The sequence below is a fragment of the Streptomyces sp. NPDC005262 genome, from assembly GCF_042872425.1.
Classification (GTDB): Bacteria; Actinomycetota; Actinomycetes; order Streptomycetales; family Streptomycetaceae; genus Streptomyces.
The window spans coordinates 114,460-133,426 of the sequence record NZ_JBIAKK010000020.1 but is presented as its reverse complement, the minus strand read 5'-3'; the positions used below and the strand labels follow the sequence as shown (position 1 = coordinate 133,426).

The following is an 18,967-nucleotide window of genomic DNA, read 5'->3' as shown; positions in this document are numbered from 1 at the left end:
CCAAGGGGGTGGAGCTCCGTGTCGGCCGAGGCGGATGCCGCTCCCTGTAGCGGGACGACCGTAGCGGGAGAGTGATCCCTCGTCGGCCGGCCTGCGGGCAGCGGAGCGGAGCCACCGCGGTCCAGGCGATCCGCCGGGTCGCTGACCGTCGTCGGCGATGAACTACGAACCCTGCGACAGGTCGCTGCTGTCCAAGCGGGTACGGCTCGGGGTCCGCGGGCGGCCTCCGGGTCGCCTCTGCCATCGTCACTGCGCTTGCGCCTGGTCAGGTCAGGTCAGGTCAGGTCACAGAAGGTGCAGGTCCACCCACGATGACAGTGCACCGATTCCCCGGACGCGATCGCGGTCGATCGCGAGGGAGAGGCTTCGCAGGTGAGGCAATTCGGCCAACGGGGAAAGGTCGACGTCCCCTTCCGCCGTCATGTCTCCGGTGAACTCGCAGAAGATCAGCGCCGGGAACGCTTCCGCCAATCGATTGACCGCCGCCTGGACAACGCGCTCACCGCCGCCGCCGACGAGCGACAGGCTGGAGACGCTGCTCAGGAGCGCGGTGGCCGGAAGGGTCTCGAATGACGCAGCGGTCGTGCTGAGGTCGGTGAGACGGGACAGACCACCGATCTGCTCCCAGTCGTCGGTCGAAGCGGGACTGGACGGACGGTTGAGCGTGAGGCTCGTGAGCTGTGTGAAGTCACCGAGCCCCTCGAGTCCTCTCTTGGGGCGCGCCTCCCCGGACACGCTGAGGCTGTTCAGCGGGGCTTCCACCGGAAGATCCTGCGGGGACCACTCCAGGCCGGAGGGACCGCTGATCATAAGGGTTTCCAGATTCCGCAGCTGAGACAAGGCATGAAGGTCCATGTCCGATCTGGCACCGTCGATGTCCAGATGCCGGATCGACAGCCCACTGAGCGTCGTAATGTCCACGAGAGCCGGGCAGGCGCTGATGACGAGGGACCTCAGCTCCGTCTGTCCGTCCAGGAAGCCGAGGTCGGAAGCCGCGTCGTTCGAGAGCATGAGGAGCGCGGTCCTGTGTCGGGAGAGGTACGAGTCCAGGGCCTCCAGGGACACACCGGCCCTGACGTCCATGCTCTCCGGCTCCAGCCCGAGTCGGCTCAGTTGGTGAAGCTGGTCGTCCGACCGGATCGCGTAGTTGAGGTTCGCCGGATCCAGGCGCGCGATGATTTCTTCGGCGTACTGGGCCGTGTCGAAACGCGACCACGCCCATGAGAGCTGGGAGCGCACCGGGAGAAAGGGGTGCTCGGCGAAGCGGGCAAGAAAGGCGACAGCGGCGTCCGACTTGATGTGGGTGGCCGCAATGACCACGTGAAGTGCGGCCACGTCGCCGACCTCGTCCGGGCCCGGCAGGAGATTGAGAATCAGAGGGCCGACTTCGGCAAGGGCCCGGGCCTCCTCCTGGTCTCCCGGTGGTATGAGGGTGGCGGTGCGCTGCTCCACCTCTTGGCGTACAGCGGGATCGAGGGAGGTCGCGTGTCCCAGACAGGCGGCGGCAAGCAGGTAGATGCGGGCCTTGAGGCGATGGTCCTCGGTGCGATCGCCCAGGTCCAGAAGTCCCCAGAAGATGGTGACGCGTTCGCCGGCGCGGGCGAGAGCGACCGCCATGCGAATGACGTCCGCCCACTGGTCGTCCGCCGCATGTGCGATCAGCAGTCCGAGGTCGCCTTCTTCGAGGGCGGCCCGGGCGCCGAGGAAGTCCTGGAAGGTGCGGTGGATGAAGTCCACCGTGTCGGGGGCCGGTTCGCGGAGCAGCCCGCTGCGCTGGAGGAAGTACTCGAAGGCGCTCTCCGCATCACCGAGCTCGGCCACTTCCGGCACGGCGGGAAGGGCCCGGCCGATGATGTCCACCGCGCGGGAACGGTCCATCTCGGTACGGCCGTTCCTGATGAGCCAGTAGGCAAGTCGCTGAAGTACGTCGAGTTGCGGGTCGTCGGCGAGGTCGGGCCCCGTCATGTCCCGTTCCCGGTCCCGGCGGCTGAGGAGCATCGAGAGCGCGGCCTCGTAGAGGTCTTTGCGGCCGTGGGGGAGATAGCCCCGCCGATCACGGTGGAGGGCGCAGATCAACCCGCACATCAGGGGGTTGACGGCCAGGCGGCCGAGATCGGGCTCGGTTCGTACGGCGGTGAGGAGCTGGGCCTCCAGCCTGTCGAGGTCGGCGGCATCGTCGACGCCGATCCTGGCGGCGTCGTGCCAGCGTCCGATGAAGGTGGCGATGTCGGCGTGGCCCATGGCGGAGAGCGTCAGCCCGGTGAAACCGTCCTCGGTGAGCCATCCCTGGTCCACGGCCGACGGGCGGGACGTGACCAGCCACCGGTTGTCACCGTCGTACGTCGCGATGAGGTCCTGCAGCCACCTCCGTGTCCGCTCACGCTCACGATCGGGGATCTCGTCGATGCCGTCGATGAGGATCAGACCACGCCCCGCGACGAGGACCTGGTTCTCCCAACCGGTGGGCTGAGTGCCGGCAAGTGGGCAGCCGGTGGCGGCAAGGAAGTCCTTGGGGGCAGGGAGTCGCTCCCCGTGGCGCGTGAGGGTCCGAAGGGGGAGGACGAACGGGATGCGGTCGTAGAGGTACTCCATGCGGTCGGGCAGGTCCTGGCGGGCGGTGCTGACGGCGAGCCATTGGATGAGGGTGGTCTTGCCCGAGCCGGCTTCGCCCCGGAGGAGGATGCGCCGGTCGGTGGCCAGAGCCTGGTCTGCAGGCTGCGAGGTGAGCGACTCGCGAAACGGCTGGTCGGCTGTCATCTCCCGGAGGACGAGGGAGTTCAGGCGGTCAGTCTTCGAACTGTGCCGCTGCGACGGCTCGGGCCGTTCGGCAGCCGCAAGCCGGAGTCGCTTCCAGGCGTCCTCCATCTGCTCCCTGGCGTCGGACGAGGGCGGACTTCCGGCCTCGGCCTGCGGAACGGCCCCGGTGGCGGTCGAGGAGCTGCGCAGGTGGTGGGAGACGGAGTCGTCCCCACCGGTGCCGTGCCCGAGCGTGCGAAGCCATGCGGACGACTGCCACGGCCAAGACAGCGGCGACGCCTCCAGGCTCAGATACGCCACGTCCAACGGCCACCGTGCAGGAGAGTTGTTGAGATCGATCCCGTAGATGGTGAGCCTGCCGTGCTTCTTGGTGATGTGCGCCAGGTACGCCTGCTCGAAAGCGGCTTCCTCACCGCCGGGGAGTGTGCTGCGACGTAGCAACTCGTCGACTTTGAGGATGAGTTCGTCTACCGCACGGGTCTGCTGGACCAGGGTGTGCGCGACGAAGGTCGAGCGCTGCGTGAAGAAGTGGAGGATATGCAGGCAGGCGGTGTCGAGCAAACCCTCGTAGAAGTACGCGCCGTCGGCTGTGAGATGGCGTCCGGGATTGTCGCTCGCACGTCGCAGGTCGCGGGCGAAGGCCTGGTGGCCGAGACGGACGGCGTCGAGATCGCTGATGGTCAGTTCGCCGAGGGCCTGAAGGGTGCCGGCGAGTGCGTCGGTGACAGCCTGGTGTTCGTCCGAGCGGATGGGGTGTTCGCCTGCGCGCAACGCTTGTCTGACGAGTTTGGCGGCGAGTTCACGAACATCGGATTCCGTAAGAACTCGCTTCTCGCCCTTGAACGAGACGTAGCCGGAGATGCGGATCGGCTTGTCGACCAGGCCGGCTCCGGGACCCTCGGTGACAAAGAGCTTCTTGACGAGCGGCGCTATCGCAGCCGAGGCCAGTCGGGCGCCGATGGCAGTTGGTTCCAAGTTGTCCCCCGTAGAACTGTGCCGACCGCTGCCTTCCGATCCTAAGGCGCCTCGCACATCCGGTGTCAGGGCCTCTTGACGAAACGATTGGATCGCTCCTGATGGCTGGTCAGGACAGTAACCATCGAGTCAGCATCAGTTCCCTCGAACATCGCAGGCCGGCACCGACCGTCAGGGACCACGACCCCGGCCATGCCGCTGACCAGGTAGAACGCCATTCCCGCTGCCGCGGACGGAATACCCCCGCGTCGGCGGGGAGGACACTGCTCGCGCGTCGGGCCGGCACTCTCGTCGGCGTACACCGGAACGCACGCCGGTCGGTGCAGCCGAACGTGTACAACGTTCCTGTCGCTTTGGGCTGGTGCGTGCGACAGGTCCACCCACTTCGTCAGGAGGCGGGACAGGCGTCACTGTCAGCGTCTGCGAAGAGCGGCCTTCGCACCGCCGCTTGCCACCGGTGACCGCACGGGGCGGCATCTGTTGCTCACGGCGGTGTCGAGCAATGGAGCAGGCTGCTCCCGGACCACTCGGCTCTTCGCTCATCGACTTCAGAGCATGATGAGCAGACGCGTCTCAGGCTTGAGTTTCCTGTTCACCGAACGACTCTGCACGTACACCTCCAACTTGGGGTTGTTCCCCGCCTTCACGGAAACGGTCCCCCGGACATCCGTACCGAACAGAAGGCTGCGTGCCGCGTCGCCCGTATAGGCGCGGTCGGTGTCCTTCTCGACCACGACGACTTCCTTGTTCTGCTGAACCTGAGCACGGGCGCCCAGCTGGTAGTAACACGAACCACGTTCGTACGTCACGCCTGGATGCGAGTTGACGAAGGGGCGAATCTCGGTCTCCTGGTCGACTTTCAGGAGCCGGTACCTGTCAGCCGGAATCGGTTCGAGGTTCGCCCGCACCTCGTCAACCGATATGTCCTGACCGACGGCGAACAGGTTCTTCGTGCCGCGCACCCCCTGCTCTCGCCCGCGGAGGAAGCTGGTGGCGGCAGCGCGCACGGTGCCGATCGCCTCCTCGACGCCCTTCTGGGAATCCGCATCCCAGATGGCGATGTTCCCGGCCGGGAAACCGTAGTTCTGGGCGGTGCGCTTGGCCAGGGAGTTGGGAACGAGGATCGCGGAAGTCCAGTGGCCCGGAAGCCCGCTCATCTTCCCAGCGATCTTGTCGAGCCAGGGGCCGAGGATGGCCATGTCGCCGTCGTGCCGCCTGTCGCCGCCGGAGGCATTCTCCTCACCGTCCGTCACAACGATCTGGAGGAAACTGTGCTCGCCGTATTCCTCCCAAATATGACCCAGGTCGTCCAGGGACTTCAGAGAAGCCTCGATGAGTGCCGTAGCGCCATTGTTGACCCGGTACAGCCCCCGCATGGACGGCAGATGCTTCACGTCCATGTCCCAGACCAGGTTCTCCACCTCGTGGTCGAAGGAGTAGAGGCTGATCCGTGTCTCGTGGCCGAGGCTGTCCGACTCGGCTTTCAAGCCCGCCACGAACTCGTCCACAACTCGTATGAGTTGACTCTGGTGCGGACGCATTGAACCCGAACAGTCCACTACCAGCGCGACGTGATTCACCTTGTGCTGGATCTTGATTGCGGGCACGTTTGTGCTCCCCCTCCGACGCTCCCCGAGTGATGTCTTCACTTTATGGGGAGGCACTGACAACGGCGTCGAACGCCCAAGCAACTGCGTGCGAGTTCGCGATGGTGGCCGTCGACCGTCACCGTGAGGATGCCGGGCAGGCCCGAGGGCCGGCCCATGTCGAGTGGCGAATGGGTCCGGCTGAAGTTGCATCCATCCAAGGCCGGGCAGCGCGGAGGAGGCGTTGGGTCGGTCATCCTGGGTGCCGTCGCCCTCGCGGTTGGCCCGACGTCACCGGTATGGGCCTGATGGCCGAACTCGCTCGCATGGTGCTGGTTCGCGGGCGCACGCGCAGGCACGGCTCAGGTGATCACGGAGCCGTCTTCGAACGGCACAGGCGCTGGTCGCGGACGGCACCGACCGAATCCCGACCGCACCGTCGCCACGACGTATGACAAGAGTGCCTACATCTCCCACGGCACCGTTACCGTCGCGGCGATCCGCCTTGGCTCCGCTCGTGACCCGCACGACAGATGCTAGGCACCGGTCCGCCCGTCGACGAGCTCACGGACGACATCGAGGTGACCGTTGTGGCGGGACGTCTCCTCGATGAGGTGGAGGATCACCCAGCGGAGGTCGACGTGACGGCCGTCGCTGATGGGACGCTCTGCCGTCGAGTTCAGGTCGTGGTCGGACACCAGGCGGCGGTAGCGGGCGCTTTGCTCCTCGTACTCGGCGAGAAGCTGGGGCAGCGGGATGTCGACTGCTGTCCGCATCTCGGGGTCGGGGTCATCGTCGGTCGCCTCGGTGAGCGGCCCCACAAGCTCCTCGCCCAGAAACATCACTTGGAACCAGTGGTACTCGACCCACCGCAGATGGCTGATCAGTCCACACAACGTCATCAGCGGTGAACTCGGGAGTGGGGCCGTACGAGCGTCTTCGGCGGACACGCCCTCACACTTGGCTCGCGCGGTGTCACGGGCGTAATCCAGGAAGGTGGCCAGCTGCGTACGCTCGTCCCACGTGGGAGGCGTGTCGGTTCGTTGAGTCATCGCGGGAAGTTTCCCGCAACTCATAAGGAGTGTCGACCCAATTGATCGGAAACACGGTCGAGTGCCGCAGCACCGGCTGTGCGCACGGAGGGCCTGGCCGGATCCGCCCGACGGGCACTGGTTCGGCGAGCTCGCCACTGGATGGATCGGTCGTCCGACTCGTCTCTGCGGCGGTCGGACGTTGGGGCTCCAGGGCGAAGCGGACGTCCCGGCCGAGGTCGTGGCGCTCCGCGAGCATGCGGATCGGCATGCCCTGCGGGCCCCTTGGTACTCCAGCCGTAGACCGTGATTTCCATGACCCAGCACGCCGAACTCCTCGCGCCCGAGACCGACCGCGGACTCCCTCCTCAGCCCGCAGGACGAACCGCATTCACACGTTCCATATCCCGCGCCATGCGACCTGGACAGCCATCCCGAAAGGAAGATCGTGATTCCTGCCTTCTGGCGTCAGGGGCAGGCACCACGAATGATCGTCCTATGGCAGATGTGATTTTCTTCGATCTGGACGGCACCCTGGTCGATCATCGAAGCGCGGTCTTGGAAACGATCGGCCAGATCGTCGAGGCCGCGCCGAACGCGTTGGCTCCACCGGAGGAACTGGTGACGTTGTGGTGGACGCTGGAGGCGCGCCACATGCGGGAATACCTGGCCGGTCAGTGCTCCTTCACCGAGCACCACCGACGCAGGCTCCGTTCCTTCCTGCCGATGCTCGGCGAGCCGGTTCCTGACAGTCCCGGCCTTCTGGACACCTGGATCGCCGAGCGCTACCTCACGGTGTTCGAGGAGTCCTGGCGGTGCTATCCCGACGTCCAACCATGCCTGGAGACCCTGAAACGGCTTCCCCGAGGACCGCGTCTGGCTGTTCTCACCAACGGGGACCCCGAGCAGCAGCGCGCCAAGCTCGCCCGGTTCGGCCTCCTCGAATACTTCGAAGCCGTCCTGACCCCGACCGAGCTCGGTGCGGCCAAGCCCGTCGCCTACGCCACCGCCTGCCGGCGGATGCGGACGGACCCCACGCAGGCGGTCAACGTGGGCGACATGCTGGAAAGCGATGTAAACGCAGCCGCCCTCGCCGGACTCACCGGCATCTGGCTGGACCGCGGCATCGACTTCGTCACCGGTGGACCATCGCCCACGGCAGACGAGACGGTGCTCCGCATCGAACGGCTCACCGACCTTCCCGACCACCTGTCACGCACGTACGCCTGACCGGCTCTCCCGGCCGTCGTAAGTTTGCGACCCAGGTCAACGCCTTCCCCCAGGGGCACCCATCAGCTGATTCCAGGAATCATGGCCAGGTTCCGACTACCGTGGCTCGGCTCATTCGCCTCGGCCCGATCAGCAACGTCACGGTGACTGGCCACGCGCCCAAGGGCTGCCCTCGTGGTCCGGTAGCGTCCGCAACATGACAACCAACCAGTTCTCGACATCTACCGAGCGGGAGGCCCTCTGTGGCTTTCTCGACAAGCAGCGCGCCGATCTGCTTCGGAAGATCGAGGGTGTCTCCGACACGGATGCCCGCATGACACCGACGGTGAGTCCGCTGTCATTGATGGGCCTGCTCAAACACTCGGCGCTCTGGGAGCGCCGGTGGTTTCAGGTCATCGTTGCGGGGCGGACACTCCCCGGTGAGTGGCCCGAAGCGGAGGTTCAGGACTGGAGGGACGAGGACTTCCATGTCGACGAGCAGGACACGGTGAAGCGTTGGACGGTCTTCTTCGAGGAGCAGGTGGCCATCTCGCGGGATATCGTCGCAGGCTTGGCGCTGGAGGCTCCGTGCAGGCGACCCGAACTCGTGGATCGTAATCTTCGGTGGGTTCTGCTCCACATGATCGAGGAGACTGCCCGGCACGCCGGTCACGCGGACATCATTCGAGAAAGCATCGACGGTAGTACCGGCGTATAGCGTTCGGCCGCAAGTCCAGATCTTGCCCTGGGATCTGTCACGTCATCCCTGGTGGATCAGCGCGCGGCGTCGGATGCGGTGCAGCGCAAGGCGCAGAGGCGTCCTCATACTGGACGTATTCGGGACGTCCCTGACAACGCAGCGATGTGCCGTGGCTGTCGTCGTCGCCCGCCAGGGATCGCGGGAAAGCCCTTGGAGGCTGGTGACGACACGCGTCCGGCCCAACCACGGTGCCGTCCATCGGCTCGGCTGGTCCGACCGGCGACGCGCCACCAGGCCGGCCGGACCGCCATCCACCAGCTCGACTCGGGCGCTGTCAGGCCGCCCGCCGCCGCTCTCCTGGCCTTCTTCGATGTGGCGGGACCCCTGACCGGTTCCCTCATGCCGCTCGGGCGCCCGTGGCGTCCGAGCGGCAACTTCTTCGCCGAGTTTCCGGATTCGTCACACGTACGCCGGTGACCTGGCCCGACCGGGGTCCTCCTGTGTCATGCGCCCAGTTGACAGGGGCCATTACGGGGCGGGATTTCGGCAGAGTCGTGCCCCGTTTGCATAGGTACGCGATCGCCGGGCACGCGAAATGCAGCCGCGAAACACGAGCGGACCGGACTCAGGCACGAAACAGATAGGACGGGCGGCGGACAAGAACATGACGACTCAGGAAGGCACAAGCAGCAAGGCCGACGATGGGGAGCGGATATCCGTCGTACGGGCCATGCGCCGAGCGGCCGATCAGCTTGCTGAACTGCTCGGGCGGGAAGCCTCCTCCGTCTCGGCCGTGAATGCCACAGACGACGGCTGGACAGCCGTCGTCGAGGTGGTGGAAATCGAGCGCGTACCGGACACAACCAGTGTCATGGCCTCTTACCGCGTCCGGATGGACAGCGGCGGTGAGCTCACCGGCTACGAACGGACCCGCCGTTACTCGCGCGGCCACATCGACCGTTGAGCGCCGTCGGAGGCCACGCCTCCGATGGAAGCAGTCCTCCGGCGAAACCGGCGATGCCCGGGTCCTGCCCTCTTACGAGGTCTCAAGGAGTACACCGGAAAGGAAGCAGAACATGAGTGTCGTTCAGCAGACAAACGCGTCGAGCAGCGGAAGCGGCTCGGGCAATCTCTATGACGTTCTCGAACTCATCCTCGACCGAGGGCTCGTGATCGACGCCTTCGTCAGGGTGTCCCTCGTGGGCATCGAGATACTCAAGATCGACGTAAGGGTCGTCGTCGCCAGCGTCGACACGTACCTCCGGTTCGCGGAGGCATGCAACCGACTGGACCTGGAGTCCGGGCGTAAGGCTCCCACTCAGCTGACGGACATTGTCGGCGAAGCAACGGAGAGCGGCGCCAAGGGGAAGTCCAAGGGTGCATTGACCGGCGCCGTCGAGGCGTTCGGGGAGTCGTTCGGCCGAGGCAGTCGCGGCTCCGACGAGGAGCAGGACGAGAAGGAGACGCGACCCGCGCGTAAGACCTCCTCCTCCACGAGCCGACGTACCAGCCGTAGCAAGGAGGACTGACCCGTGCCCACATATCTGTACGCCATCACCAAGGCCGACCATCCCCTGCACCTCGACACGCTGAAGGGGGTCGGCGAGCCTTCGGCGCCGCTGCGCTCGGTCGCGTTCAAGACGCTCGCCGCCGTGGTGAGCGATGCCCCGGAGGGCCTCCGCGCCAAGCGTCGAGACGTTCTGGCCCATCAGGGCGTCCTGGAGCAGTTGTCGACGGAGGGCGCCGCCCTGCCCATGCGGTTCGGGATCGTGGGGCCGAGCGACGACGCGGTGCTCGCCGCGCTGCGCGAGCAGCACGATCCGTACGCCCGGCGACTCGACGAGCTCGATGGCTGCATCGAGTACAACCTCAAGGCCTCACGCGACGAACACGACCTGCTGCGGGAGATTTTGGCCGGCTCGGAGCGGATACGCGAGCTCAACGAGCTCACCCGATACGGTTCTGCCGCCCATGAGGACCGGATGGCCCTGGGCGAACTGATAGCCGGCGAGGTCTCCGCCCGGGAGGGCGAGGCGAACAGGGCCCTGACTTCACGCCTCGCCGCGTCCGCTCTTAGGGTGTCGCCCGCCGATCCCCCCAAGGGGAGTTTCCTGAACGTCTCATTCCTGCTCAAGCGTGACGACGCGCCGGCGTTCTCGGAGGCTGTGCACGGCGAAGCCGAGCGGCTCGGAGACGCCTACCACCTGACGCTGAACGGCCCACTGCCCCCGTACAGCTTCGTCTGACCCGCGAGGAGCGCACCGAGCATGGGCCTCATCACGCAGATCGTGACGTTCCCCCTCGCCCCTGTCCGCGGCGCGGCCTGGGTGGTCGACCAATTGGTCCTGGCCACCGAGCGGGAGTACTACGACCCCGCCCCCGTACGGGACCAACTCGCCCAGCTGGAAAGGGACCTGCTGGAGGGGCGCATCAGCGAGGACACATTCGACCGGCGAGAGGACGAACTGCTGGACCGACTGGAGCAGATCATGGCCGAGCGCCAGAGGCTCGGCCTTCCTGACCACGACGCAGGAAGGCACCACAGATGAACAACAACGGAAAGATAGGTCTGGCCCTCGTAGGGGGTTACCTGCTCGGCAGGACCAAGAAGGCCAAGATGGCCATCGGCTTCGGGATGTTCCTGGCAGGGAAGAAGATCCCGCTGGATCTCAGAGAGCTGAGCCGAGTGGTGAGCAAGTCACCTGTGTGGGGCGCACTCAACGATCAGGTGCGCACCGAACTCATCGATGCCACCAAGTCGGCCGCAACGTCTGCGCTCACCCAACGCGTGTCCGGCTTGACGGACTCGCTGCATGAGCGCACCCAAGCTCTTACCGGTGCCCGTTCCTCCGATCATGACGACGACGGTGCGCAGGATGAGGCGCGCGACGAGGACGAGCAGCACGACGAGAACTCCGCCGACGGCGAGGCGGCCGAGAAGAAGCCGGCCCGGCGACGCAGCGCACCCGCGGAGCGGAGCACCGAGCGAGCTGTGAGCAAGACGTCGGGTGCAGGACGGTCGAGCACGGGGACGGCACGCAAGACGGCTGCTTCCGGTGCACGCAAGGCCGCGTCGAAGTCGAAGGGAGCTCGGACCTCCCCCGGTTCGGCTCGCCGGACGAGCGAACGTGGGGGCGACCGTGACTGACTCCACCTTCAAGACCCTCAAGGATCAGGTGGCGAAGTCACCGGCCGCGGAGGAACTGAAGCAGGCGCTCCAGGAGTACGCGCGGGCACGCGCGGAGCACGCGCTCATCAGTGTCGGTCACTCGCTGGGCTCAGGCGTTGCCAAGCTCGCCGACCCGCAGGAGGGCATGGGCGGGCTCGCGAGCAGCGTCGCCAAGGGCGGAAAGGCCCTGAGCGAGGGCAAGTCCCCCGGGCAGGCTGCCCTGACCGTCGGTGCCTCGCACCTCAAGGACACGCTCAAGGACAAGGTGAAGAGTCTGTTCGGCAAGGGGCGGAAGAGCGGTGGCGGCAAGTCCAAGAGCGTGACGATCGTCGAGGACATCGACGTGGGCGTGCCGGTCCGCGAGGCGTACGACCAGTGGACGCAATTCCAGGAATTCAGCACCTTCGCCAAGGGCGTGGTGAGTGTCGAGAAGGCCGATGACACCTCCAGCAACTGGAAGGTGAAGGTCGCCAAGTCGACCCGCAGCTGGAAGGCGAACGTCACCGAACAGATCCCTGATGAGCGCATCACCTGGACCACCGAAGGCGCCAAGGGAACCGTCAAGGGCGTCGTGACCTTCCACCGTCTGACCGACGACCTCACGCGCGTGCTTCTCGTTCTGGAGTACTTCCCCAAGGGCCTGTTCGAGAAGACCGGCAACATCTGGCGGGCTCAGGGGCGCCGTGCCCGTCTCGACCTCAAGCTCTACCGCAAGTTCATCATGATGCGAGGTGAAGCCACCGATGGCTGGCGCGGAGAGATTCACGACGGCGAGGTGACGGTCGGCCACGAGGAGGCCGTGGAGGCAGAAGAACGAGTGGCGGACGACGACTCCACCGACGACGCTTCCGACCCTGCGGACGAAGACACCTTTGCCGAAGGCGACGAGTACGACGAGGAACCCGAGGACGAGGAGTACGAGGAGTACGAGGAGCCCACCGCCGAAGACGTCCCCGACGACGAGTACGTCGACGAGGACGAGGACGAGCCGGTCGACGGCGACGACGTCCACAACGTCGACGACGAGACGGACAAGGACTACTCCGCCGAGGACGAAGGCGCAACTCACGACGACGAACGTCGACGCGTCCGTAACTGACATCTCTTGCGCCTCCGATCCGACGCCGTCGCATGCACAGGGAAGGCAGCAGACACGTGTCCGAATCATTGGCCCCTCGACTGGGCCCCCCGGGCGGAACCTCCCCGTACAGCCAGCAGGGTTCGTCCGCCAACTTGGCAGACATTCTCGAACGCGTGCTGGACAAGGGCGTGGTCATCGCCGGCGACATTCAGATCAACCTGCTCGACATCGAGCTGCTGACCATCAAGTTGCGGCTCCTCGTGGCTTCGGTGGACAAGGCCAAAGAGATGGGCATCGACTGGTGGGAGCACGATCCGTCGCTCTCCTCAAGAGCCCGCCCCTCTCGCGACGTAGCGGGCGGGTCGACCGAAGGCACGGCCGGCTCGCTCGCCGACGAGAATGCCCTGCTGCGGGCGGAACTCGCCGAGCTACGGGCTGCGGTCGGGCTCCCTTCGGCGGGCGGCAAGGGCCCCTTCGCCGAGTCAGCATCGGAGGAGAGATCTCCCAGCAGTCCTCGTCCTGACAGGAGGGAGCAGCCGTGACCAGGACGTCTGATCTCACGCCCGGCGCTGTGGATCCGAACGAACCGGGCAGCCCTCCGGAGGCGTTGATCTCGTACGTCTACGCCGTCGGCCGGGTCGGCAGCGCTGCAGAGGAAGCGATTGCTTCCGTCACCGGTCTGGACGGCAGGAGCCCGCACACCGTCTGCGCGGCCGGCCTGGCAGCGGTGGTCTCCTCGGTGCCGGAGGCCACTTTCGGCACTGCGGGCCTCACAGCACAGCTGGAGGACCTCGAACGCCTCGAAGTGATCGCACGCACCCACGACGCAGTGGTGGAGACCGCTTCGCGGAGCGCGGCTGTCCTACCCATGCGACTGGCCACGGTCTACCTCGACGACACCCGCGTGGCATCGATGCTGGAAGCACGCAGCGCCGAACTCCACGGGCTCCTCTCCTGGTTGGAGGGCCACGTGGAGCTCGGGGTGAAGGTGTACGCCGACCCTGCTGCTGCCGCGCCGGAGCAGCCCCGACCGCAGCAGGCCGATTCCGCCTCGCAGCGACCCGGGCAGGCATATCTCCGCCGACGCCAGGCACAGCGACGCGGTCGGCAGGACGCGTACAGGGCAGCGGGAGCGGCGGCCTCTCAAATCGCCGAGCACCTCACCCGCCTGTCCTCCTCGCGCGTGTCGCACCGGCCGCAGCAGGGCGAGCTGGCCTCCGGAGGAGGCGAGAACATAGCCAATGACGCCTATTTGGTGCCGGTCCGATCAGAAGCGGAGTTCCGGGTAGCCGTCGCCCAGGCGAACGGCGAGGTGCCCGGGGTGCGCATCGAAGTGACGGGCCCGTGGGCTCCGTACTCGTTCGTGGGTGCGGTCACGACGGACCACCAGGGCCGGACATGACCGCCGATCCACTCGATCGCACGACCGCGCCCTTCGAACCCACGGAGGTCCTGGCGGGCCGTCAGGTCGCCCTGATCGATCTGCTGGACCGTCTGCTCACCGGCGGCGCCGTACTCACGGGGGATCTGGTGCTGTCCGTGGCGGACGTGGATCTGGTTCATATCAATCTGCGCGCCGTAATCCGCTCGATTTCCACGGACAGCCCCGCACCGTGGTAATCCCCTCCCCCGCGACGAACGGAAGCGATCGTGCGATTTTCGCGTTCAGGACGAGGAGCAACCCTATGACCCACGGGCAGAACATGCCGACTCGGTCGCGTGAACGTGCAGCCGGGACCGCGCTGGAGGACGTCACCATGGCTGCGACACGCGCCTTCGAACTGACCCCCGCGTCTGCCGGCGAGGAGAAGGACGGAGGCATCGCCCAACGGCTCGGGACAAATCCTGAGACGGTGGAACGCGACCTTATGAAACTGGTGCTGACCATTGTCGAACTGCTCCGGCAGCTCATGGAACGCACTGCCCTCCACCGCGTCGACCAAGGCGATCTGAACGAGGACCAGGAAGAACGCATCGGAATGACGCTGATGGTCCTCCAGGACCGAATGTCCGAGCTGTGCGACCGTTATGAACTCACTATGGATGATCTCAACTTGGACCTGGGGCCATTGGGTTCCCTGCTTCCTCGAGACGGAGGACCAGAAGCTCGCGGTTGTGGACGTCAGTGATCCAGCCGTATGAGAAGCGCTGCACAAGGATTTCTGCACGTACGGACACGTCCCGACCTGCGAGGAATGGCACCCGGAAGATCAGAACGTTTAGGCGGACAACGAAAGGAAACGCGAGAACCATGACTGAAGAGGCCAGGAACTCCGAGAAGGCAACAAGCAAGTCCAACTCCGCGTCGTCTGCCACCGGAGCTGGTGCGGGTCGCACGACCCGTTCAGCCGGCAAGAAGACCTCCGCGGCCGCACCGCGTGCGAAGCAGCGGAGCACCGAAGCCACGAAGTCGTCGGCCTCCGACGCGCAGAAGGCGACCGCCGCCGGCACGAGGTCCCTCTCAACGGCCACCCATCAGGTGAGCCGGGCCGCGACCGCCGGGGTGGAGAGCGGCAAGCGCGCCGCCGCGTCCGTCGGCGGCAAGGTCACCGCAGGGGCGCTCACGATATGGACTGCGGTCAAGCATCGCAACGCCGTTGTAGCGGGCGCCGGTGCCACCGTCGTAGGTGTCGCCTTCGCCGCGGGCCGCCACACGGCCAAGCAGAAATTGGGGCCGGTGACTCGCCTCACCGGGGGTCGCATCTGAATGGAACCTTGTCCGAAACAACGGACGGCCCCCGTTTCACCGCACAGCGCGCGGCGAAACGGGGGCCGTCCCATGATCTCGCAACCCGCGGCGAATTCCGAGCGTCACGCGCCAATCACCCGGGTGGCCGACGAGGAATGACTGGAGCATGGCTCGCGCCCCTACGGCACCGGGGACGACCCGACTATACGATGCACTGAAAAAATTTCTGCTGATCTGCCACTCCCCTGGCCCCGGACCGCATACGCCTCGTGCGGTTTCGAACCTGCTGTTTATTTACTGGGTCGACTGACCGGGACGCGAATGATCACGACTCTTCCAAAGGAAACTGGATCAGTCGCTCTCCTGTTGATCGGGGCCCTGGCGCGCCAGTCGGTGTGGTGCCGTCAGTAGCGCGGCTCTCTCGGACGTTGAGAAAGGTGTTCGTCGATGAACAGCGCGGAAGAGGCGCGTGCGCGGGTGCTGGCGGAGCTGATCGCTGCGAGTCATCTGATGACATTGGAACAGCTGCCCGGCACGGTGGCGTCGCACGCTGCCCGGGTGGGCTGGCCTCAGGTGCTGATCTATCTGGCCGATCTGCAACAGGTTCGGCTGTGCCTGCTGGCCGGCAGCGTTGATGTCGGCCCCGATGACGCCGATGTGCCGGCTGAGTTGTCCATTGAAGGGACCGTGGCGGGGCGGGCCTTCCAACTGGGGAGGGCCTTTCCGGCCTCGGCTTCTGCGAGGGACCAGTGGTGGGTCCCGCTGCTGGACGGTACTGAGCGTCTTGGTGTGCTCCGGGTCGGCGTGCCAGGCGCGCAGTTCGAGGCGGACGAGGATCTGAACAAACTCGCCGGATTGGTCGCCCTCCTCCTGGTGAGCAAGCGTGACACGAGCGACTCGTACTCCCAGTTGGTCCGCCGCCGGAGGATGGAAGTATCCGCCGAGATGGAATGGCGGCTGATGCCGCCGCGAACGTTCGCCACCGACCGTGTCTTGATCAGCGCAATTATGGAACCGGCCTACCGAATCAGCGGAGATGCCTTCGACTACGCCCTGACCGGGGAGACCGTGCATCTGTCCGTCGTCGACGCCATGGGACACGACACCGCCGCCGGATTGACGGCGAACCTCGCGTTGGCGGCCGCTCGCAATCACCGCCGGCAGGGCGCCGACCTTCTGCAGACAGCGGAAGGCGTCAGTGAGATCCTGACCGAGCAATTCGGGGGCAGCCGCTTCGCCACGGGCATCTTGGCCGACCTTCACCTGGCCACCGGCATGCTGACCTGGACGAACTACGGCCACCACCCGCCAGTCGTCATCCGCGGCAACCGTACCGTTGTGCACCTGTCCTGCCCGCCCGCTCCACCCATGGGAACCGGGCTGGACCAGCCCGGCACCCTGCGCCGCGACCAGCTCGAACCCAGGGACCGCCTGCTGCTCTACACCGACGGCATCACCGAAGCGCGCAACCGGGAGGGACAGGAATTCGGCCTGCACGGCCTGACCGACTTCCTCATTCGTCACCACGCCGACGACCTCCCCGTCCCGGAGACCCTTCGCCGACTCATCGGGCACCACCTGGAACACCACAGCGGCCGCCTCGACGACGACGCCACCGTGATGCTCGTGGAGTGGCACGGCCCAACCCCCTACCAGCCCAGCCAGCTGCAGGCACTCGCGGGCCTGCCGCCGTCCACCGCCCCGGAGACGATTTACTCCGCGTGGAACCAACAGCCCGCTGACGACGACGGCGTCTGAACGAAGCACTGCCAAGGGCTGTCCCGTCATCCCTGGCGGGCGCACGACGACAACCAGGGCACCTCGCTGCGTGGGTCAGGACGCCCGAATACGCCCGGCCGCGCGCTGATCCACCAGGGAGATCTGACGGACCGGGGGCGCATGCCGTGCGGACGGGCCGCGGGTACAGGAACTCCTTGCACCAAGGCCCCCGGATACGTCAGCGACGGAGACCCTTGCGCCGAGCCGCCGCGCGGGCACGAGCCCACACCTCGGGAAGCTGCCGCTCCCAGGCGCCGGCTGCGGCCCTCTCCTGACCGTGCAGCAGGCCCCAGGTGAATCCGGATTCGCCCGCCGCGTGCGCAGTGACCGCGAGACGACGCAGCGTGTCACGGGTCACGACGCTGTCGTGGTGGCACCGCTCACCCGCTGTACGTCCTTGACGCGCTTGCCGAGACGTCGCACAGGCTTCCCGAGGGCCGGGCGGGCCGCCTCCGCAGCGTACCGGCACCTCTTGGCGGCCTTGCGGGCGTTGTGGATCGTGGCGTCACGCTCCGGACCGGAAGGCATGTCGAGTGCGCGATCCATCCGCTGGACGAGCCGGTCGTACTCCTTCAAGACTGCCTTGACCAGGACCTTCCCGGGCTTTCGGGCCGCCTTGGTACGCAGCGGCGGGGCGTCGGCCAGCAGCTTCAGCTTCCCCAGCAGGTTCAGGTAGCGGGGCGAGGCGAGCGCATCGAGGGTGCGTCGACGGCCCTCGGCCCGCCGCACCGCGTCCCAGGCCTGCAGCCGTGCGTTGACGGGGCCGAGGACCAGTTCGCCGGGCAGTTCCGCCACACCGGAGGTCAGCCGCTCCCGGAGCACCTCCTGGTCGCGTTCCGCGCCGAGCTCACCGGCGAGCCACTTCAGATCCCGCCGAATGGAGTCGGTGGTCTCCCGGTCGAGGACGGAGCGGTAGGAACGCAGGCAACCGCGCAGGCGGCGGGCTGTGGTGCGCATCCGGTGGACAGCGTCGGGCCTGTCGCGACGGACCGCGGGGTCGAGGTCCGTGAGTGCGTCGACCAGCCGGTCCACGTAGGCGAGCACGTAGGCGCCTGCCGATCCCGGGGCGACCTCGGTGCGTACGTCCGGCGTGCGTTCCGGGAAGGGCGTGGTCTCCGCCAGGGCGCGAACCACCTTGAATGGGCTCTGCGCGCGGTCGACACCGTTCTTGCACAGCACCTTCTCGATCCCGTCCAGGAGCGCGGGGTCGCCGTCGCCGGCAAGTTCGACCTCCATCTCCGTCCACATCGCATGTCCGCCGTCGTCGAGCAGCGCGTCTGCATCCACGACGTCCATGCTCAGCTCGGCCAGAACGTCGCCCTTGGCGTCGAGCAGTTGACGCAGGGAGCGGGTGGAGTGGATCCGCATGACCGGCCGCAGCTCTGCGCCGAGGGTGCGGGAAAGAGCCAGATCCCGCAGTTCCTCGGGGACGTTCTCCGACGACAGAGGGGCCCGGACTTCTTCCCGGCTGTCCCCTGGCAGGGGCAGTTTCAGGTGCCAGCCGGAGTCCGTGCCGCCCGTCCGGCGCCGCAGGGAGGCGCCGGTGCGGGTCAGTCGGAGGTCGTCCGTGTCGTAGTAGACGGCGTCCAGCTCCTGTGTCCCGCGTTCTGCGAGCGAGGCGACGGGGTCCACACCGCTCAGCTCGCGAAGCCATGAGATGTCGTCGGCCGCGGGTGCCGTGTACTTGCGTTCTGTCTCTCGTGTGGAATAGGACATACAGAGCCCCTTGACGCAATCCCAGGGATCAAACCCGTATGTAAACCACTCTAGGGCCACTCTGTGCGTGTCGACCGAGCTCACAGCACCGATGCCCGCCCGTTGCCGCCGCTGCCGCCCCCAGATCGATCAGCCACACCCACCGATTTGATCGCGACGAACCACATCCACAGACCCAGCGGAATCGGCCCGCTCCGGAGCGTGCTGCCCCTGTCGATCACGGGTGCGTCGACCGGTGCGACGGGCCGAAACCCGCATTACGCCCGCTGGCGGGA

The 18,967-nt window shown here is 66.5% G+C and carries 17 protein-coding genes and 1 pseudogene; 14 read left to right on the top strand and 4 right to left on the bottom strand.

Going from position 1 to position 18,967, the window contains the following annotated elements:
• Positions 1-285: 285 nt before the first annotated feature.
• The 3 genes from ACFYP5_RS34230 to ACFYP5_RS34220 form a co-directional block, all read right to left on the bottom strand.
• Positions 286-3,732, bottom strand: coding sequence for an NACHT domain-containing protein (locus tag ACFYP5_RS34230; RefSeq protein WP_389043048.1), 3,447 nt, complete (start codon positions 3,730-3,732; stop codon positions 286-288).
• A gap of 548 nt (positions 3,733-4,280) precedes the next feature.
• Entirely contained in the window at positions 4,281-5,339 is a 1,059-nt protein-coding gene (locus ACFYP5_RS34225; protein ID WP_389043047.1) for a VWA domain-containing protein, read from the bottom strand.
• 515 nt (positions 5,340-5,854) lie between these two features.
• Positions 5,855-6,370, bottom strand: coding sequence for a DinB family protein (locus ACFYP5_RS34220; RefSeq protein ID WP_389043045.1), 516 nt, complete (start codon positions 6,368-6,370; stop codon positions 5,855-5,857).
• A gap of 477 nt (positions 6,371-6,847) precedes the next feature.
• On the opposite strand from ACFYP5_RS34220, the gene ACFYP5_RS34215 reads away from it, so the two are divergent.
• The 14 genes from ACFYP5_RS34215 to ACFYP5_RS34150 all read left to right on the top strand — a co-directional run bounded on the left by ACFYP5_RS34215 (position 6,848) and on the right by ACFYP5_RS34150 (position 16,955).
• Positions 6,848-7,579: an HAD family hydrolase gene (locus ACFYP5_RS34215; RefSeq protein WP_389043043.1), complete on the top strand. Its 732-nt coding sequence runs from the start codon at positions 6,848-6,850 to the stop codon at positions 7,577-7,579.
• Between the two features lie 196 nt (positions 7,580-7,775).
• Positions 7,776-8,276: a DinB family protein gene (locus ACFYP5_RS34210; protein WP_389043041.1), complete on the top strand. Its 501-nt coding sequence runs from the start codon at positions 7,776-7,778 to the stop codon at positions 8,274-8,276.
• Positions 8,277-8,922: 646 nt separating this feature from the next.
• Positions 8,923-9,222: a gas vesicle protein gene (locus ACFYP5_RS34205; protein WP_389043039.1), complete on the top strand. Its 300-nt coding sequence runs from the start codon at positions 8,923-8,925 to the stop codon at positions 9,220-9,222.
• Between the two features lie 112 nt (positions 9,223-9,334).
• Positions 9,335-9,787: a gas vesicle structural protein GvpA gene (locus tag ACFYP5_RS34200; protein WP_389043037.1), complete on the top strand. Its 453-nt coding sequence runs from the start codon at positions 9,335-9,337 to the stop codon at positions 9,785-9,787.
• Between the two features lie 3 nt (positions 9,788-9,790).
• Positions 9,791-10,504: a GvpL/GvpF family gas vesicle protein gene (locus tag ACFYP5_RS34195; RefSeq protein ID WP_389043035.1), complete on the top strand. Its 714-nt coding sequence runs from the start codon at positions 9,791-9,793 to the stop codon at positions 10,502-10,504.
• 21 nt (positions 10,505-10,525) lie between these two features.
• On the top strand, positions 10,526-10,807 hold the full coding sequence (locus ACFYP5_RS34190; protein ID WP_389043033.1) for a gas vesicle protein GvpG: 282 nt from the start codon (positions 10,526-10,528) through the stop codon (positions 10,805-10,807).
• Entirely contained in the window at positions 10,804-11,406 is a 603-nt protein-coding gene (locus tag ACFYP5_RS34185; RefSeq protein ID WP_389043032.1) for a hypothetical protein, read from the top strand. Before ACFYP5_RS34190 ends, ACFYP5_RS34185 begins: the two co-directional genes overlap by 4 nt.
• Positions 11,399-12,526 carry an SRPBCC family protein gene (locus ACFYP5_RS34180; protein ID WP_389043031.1) on the top strand — a complete coding sequence of 376 codons (1,128 nt, stop codon included), beginning with the start codon at positions 11,399-11,401 and terminating at the stop codon, positions 12,524-12,526. The genes ACFYP5_RS34185 and ACFYP5_RS34180 overlap by 8 nt, the downstream gene beginning before the upstream one ends.
• A gap of 56 nt (positions 12,527-12,582) precedes the next feature.
• Positions 12,583-13,050: a gas vesicle protein gene (locus ACFYP5_RS34175; protein WP_389043029.1), complete on the top strand. Its 468-nt coding sequence runs from the start codon at positions 12,583-12,585 to the stop codon at positions 13,048-13,050.
• Positions 13,047-13,910 (top strand): GvpL/GvpF family gas vesicle protein, encoded by an 864-nt coding sequence (locus ACFYP5_RS34170; RefSeq protein WP_389043027.1) that lies wholly within the window; start codon positions 13,047-13,049, stop codon positions 13,908-13,910. Before ACFYP5_RS34175 ends, ACFYP5_RS34170 begins: the two co-directional genes overlap by 4 nt.
• A complete protein-coding gene (locus ACFYP5_RS34165) occupies positions 13,907-14,128 on the top strand; it encodes a gas vesicle protein (protein ID WP_389043025.1) in 222 nt (73 codons plus the stop codon). Before ACFYP5_RS34170 ends, ACFYP5_RS34165 begins: the two co-directional genes overlap by 4 nt.
• A 65-nt stretch (positions 14,129-14,193) precedes the next feature.
• A complete protein-coding gene (locus tag ACFYP5_RS34160; protein WP_389043023.1) occupies positions 14,194-14,637 on the top strand; it encodes a gas vesicle protein K in 444 nt (147 codons plus the stop codon).
• Between the two features lie 122 nt (positions 14,638-14,759).
• A complete protein-coding gene (locus ACFYP5_RS34155) occupies positions 14,760-15,215 on the top strand; it encodes a hypothetical protein (RefSeq protein WP_389043022.1) in 456 nt (151 codons plus the stop codon).
• A 429-nt stretch (positions 15,216-15,644) separates the two neighbouring features.
• A complete protein-coding gene (locus ACFYP5_RS34150) occupies positions 15,645-16,955 on the top strand; it encodes a PP2C family protein-serine/threonine phosphatase (protein ID WP_389043020.1) in 1,311 nt (436 codons plus the stop codon).
• A 199-nt stretch (positions 16,956-17,154) separates the two neighbouring features.
• Here the strand turns inward: ACFYP5_RS34150 and ACFYP5_RS34145 are convergent.
• Positions 17,155-18,692 (bottom strand): annotated as a pseudogene (locus ACFYP5_RS34145) (CHAD domain-containing protein).
• Positions 18,693-18,967: the final 275 nt, after the last annotated feature.

Coding starts and splice junctions, on each gene's coding strand:
- ACFYP5_RS34185 (WP_389043032.1), top strand. CDS start 10,804: ATGAACAACAACGGAAAGATAGGTCTGGCCCTCGTAGGGGGTTACCTG.
- ACFYP5_RS34160 (WP_389043023.1), top strand. CDS start 14,194: ATGACCCACGGGCAGAACATGCCGACTCGGTCGCGTGAACGTGCAGCC.
- ACFYP5_RS34190 (WP_389043033.1), top strand. CDS start 10,526: ATGGGCCTCATCACGCAGATCGTGACGTTCCCCCTCGCCCCTGTCCGC.
- ACFYP5_RS34210 (WP_389043041.1), top strand. CDS start 7,776: ATGACAACCAACCAGTTCTCGACATCTACCGAGCGGGAGGCCCTCTGT.
- ACFYP5_RS34150 (WP_389043020.1), top strand. CDS start 15,645: ATGAACAGCGCGGAAGAGGCGCGTGCGCGGGTGCTGGCGGAGCTGATC.
- ACFYP5_RS34200 (WP_389043037.1), top strand. CDS start 9,335: ATGAGTGTCGTTCAGCAGACAAACGCGTCGAGCAGCGGAAGCGGCTCG.
- ACFYP5_RS34165 (WP_389043025.1), top strand. CDS start 13,907: ATGACCGCCGATCCACTCGATCGCACGACCGCGCCCTTCGAACCCACG.
- ACFYP5_RS34205 (WP_389043039.1), top strand. CDS start 8,923: ATGACGACTCAGGAAGGCACAAGCAGCAAGGCCGACGATGGGGAGCGG.
- ACFYP5_RS34220 (WP_389043045.1), bottom strand. CDS start 6,370: ATGACTCAACGAACCGACACGCCTCCCACGTGGGACGAGCGTACGCAG.
- ACFYP5_RS34155 (WP_389043022.1), top strand. CDS start 14,760: ATGACTGAAGAGGCCAGGAACTCCGAGAAGGCAACAAGCAAGTCCAAC.
- ACFYP5_RS34215 (WP_389043043.1), top strand. CDS start 6,848: ATGGCAGATGTGATTTTCTTCGATCTGGACGGCACCCTGGTCGATCAT.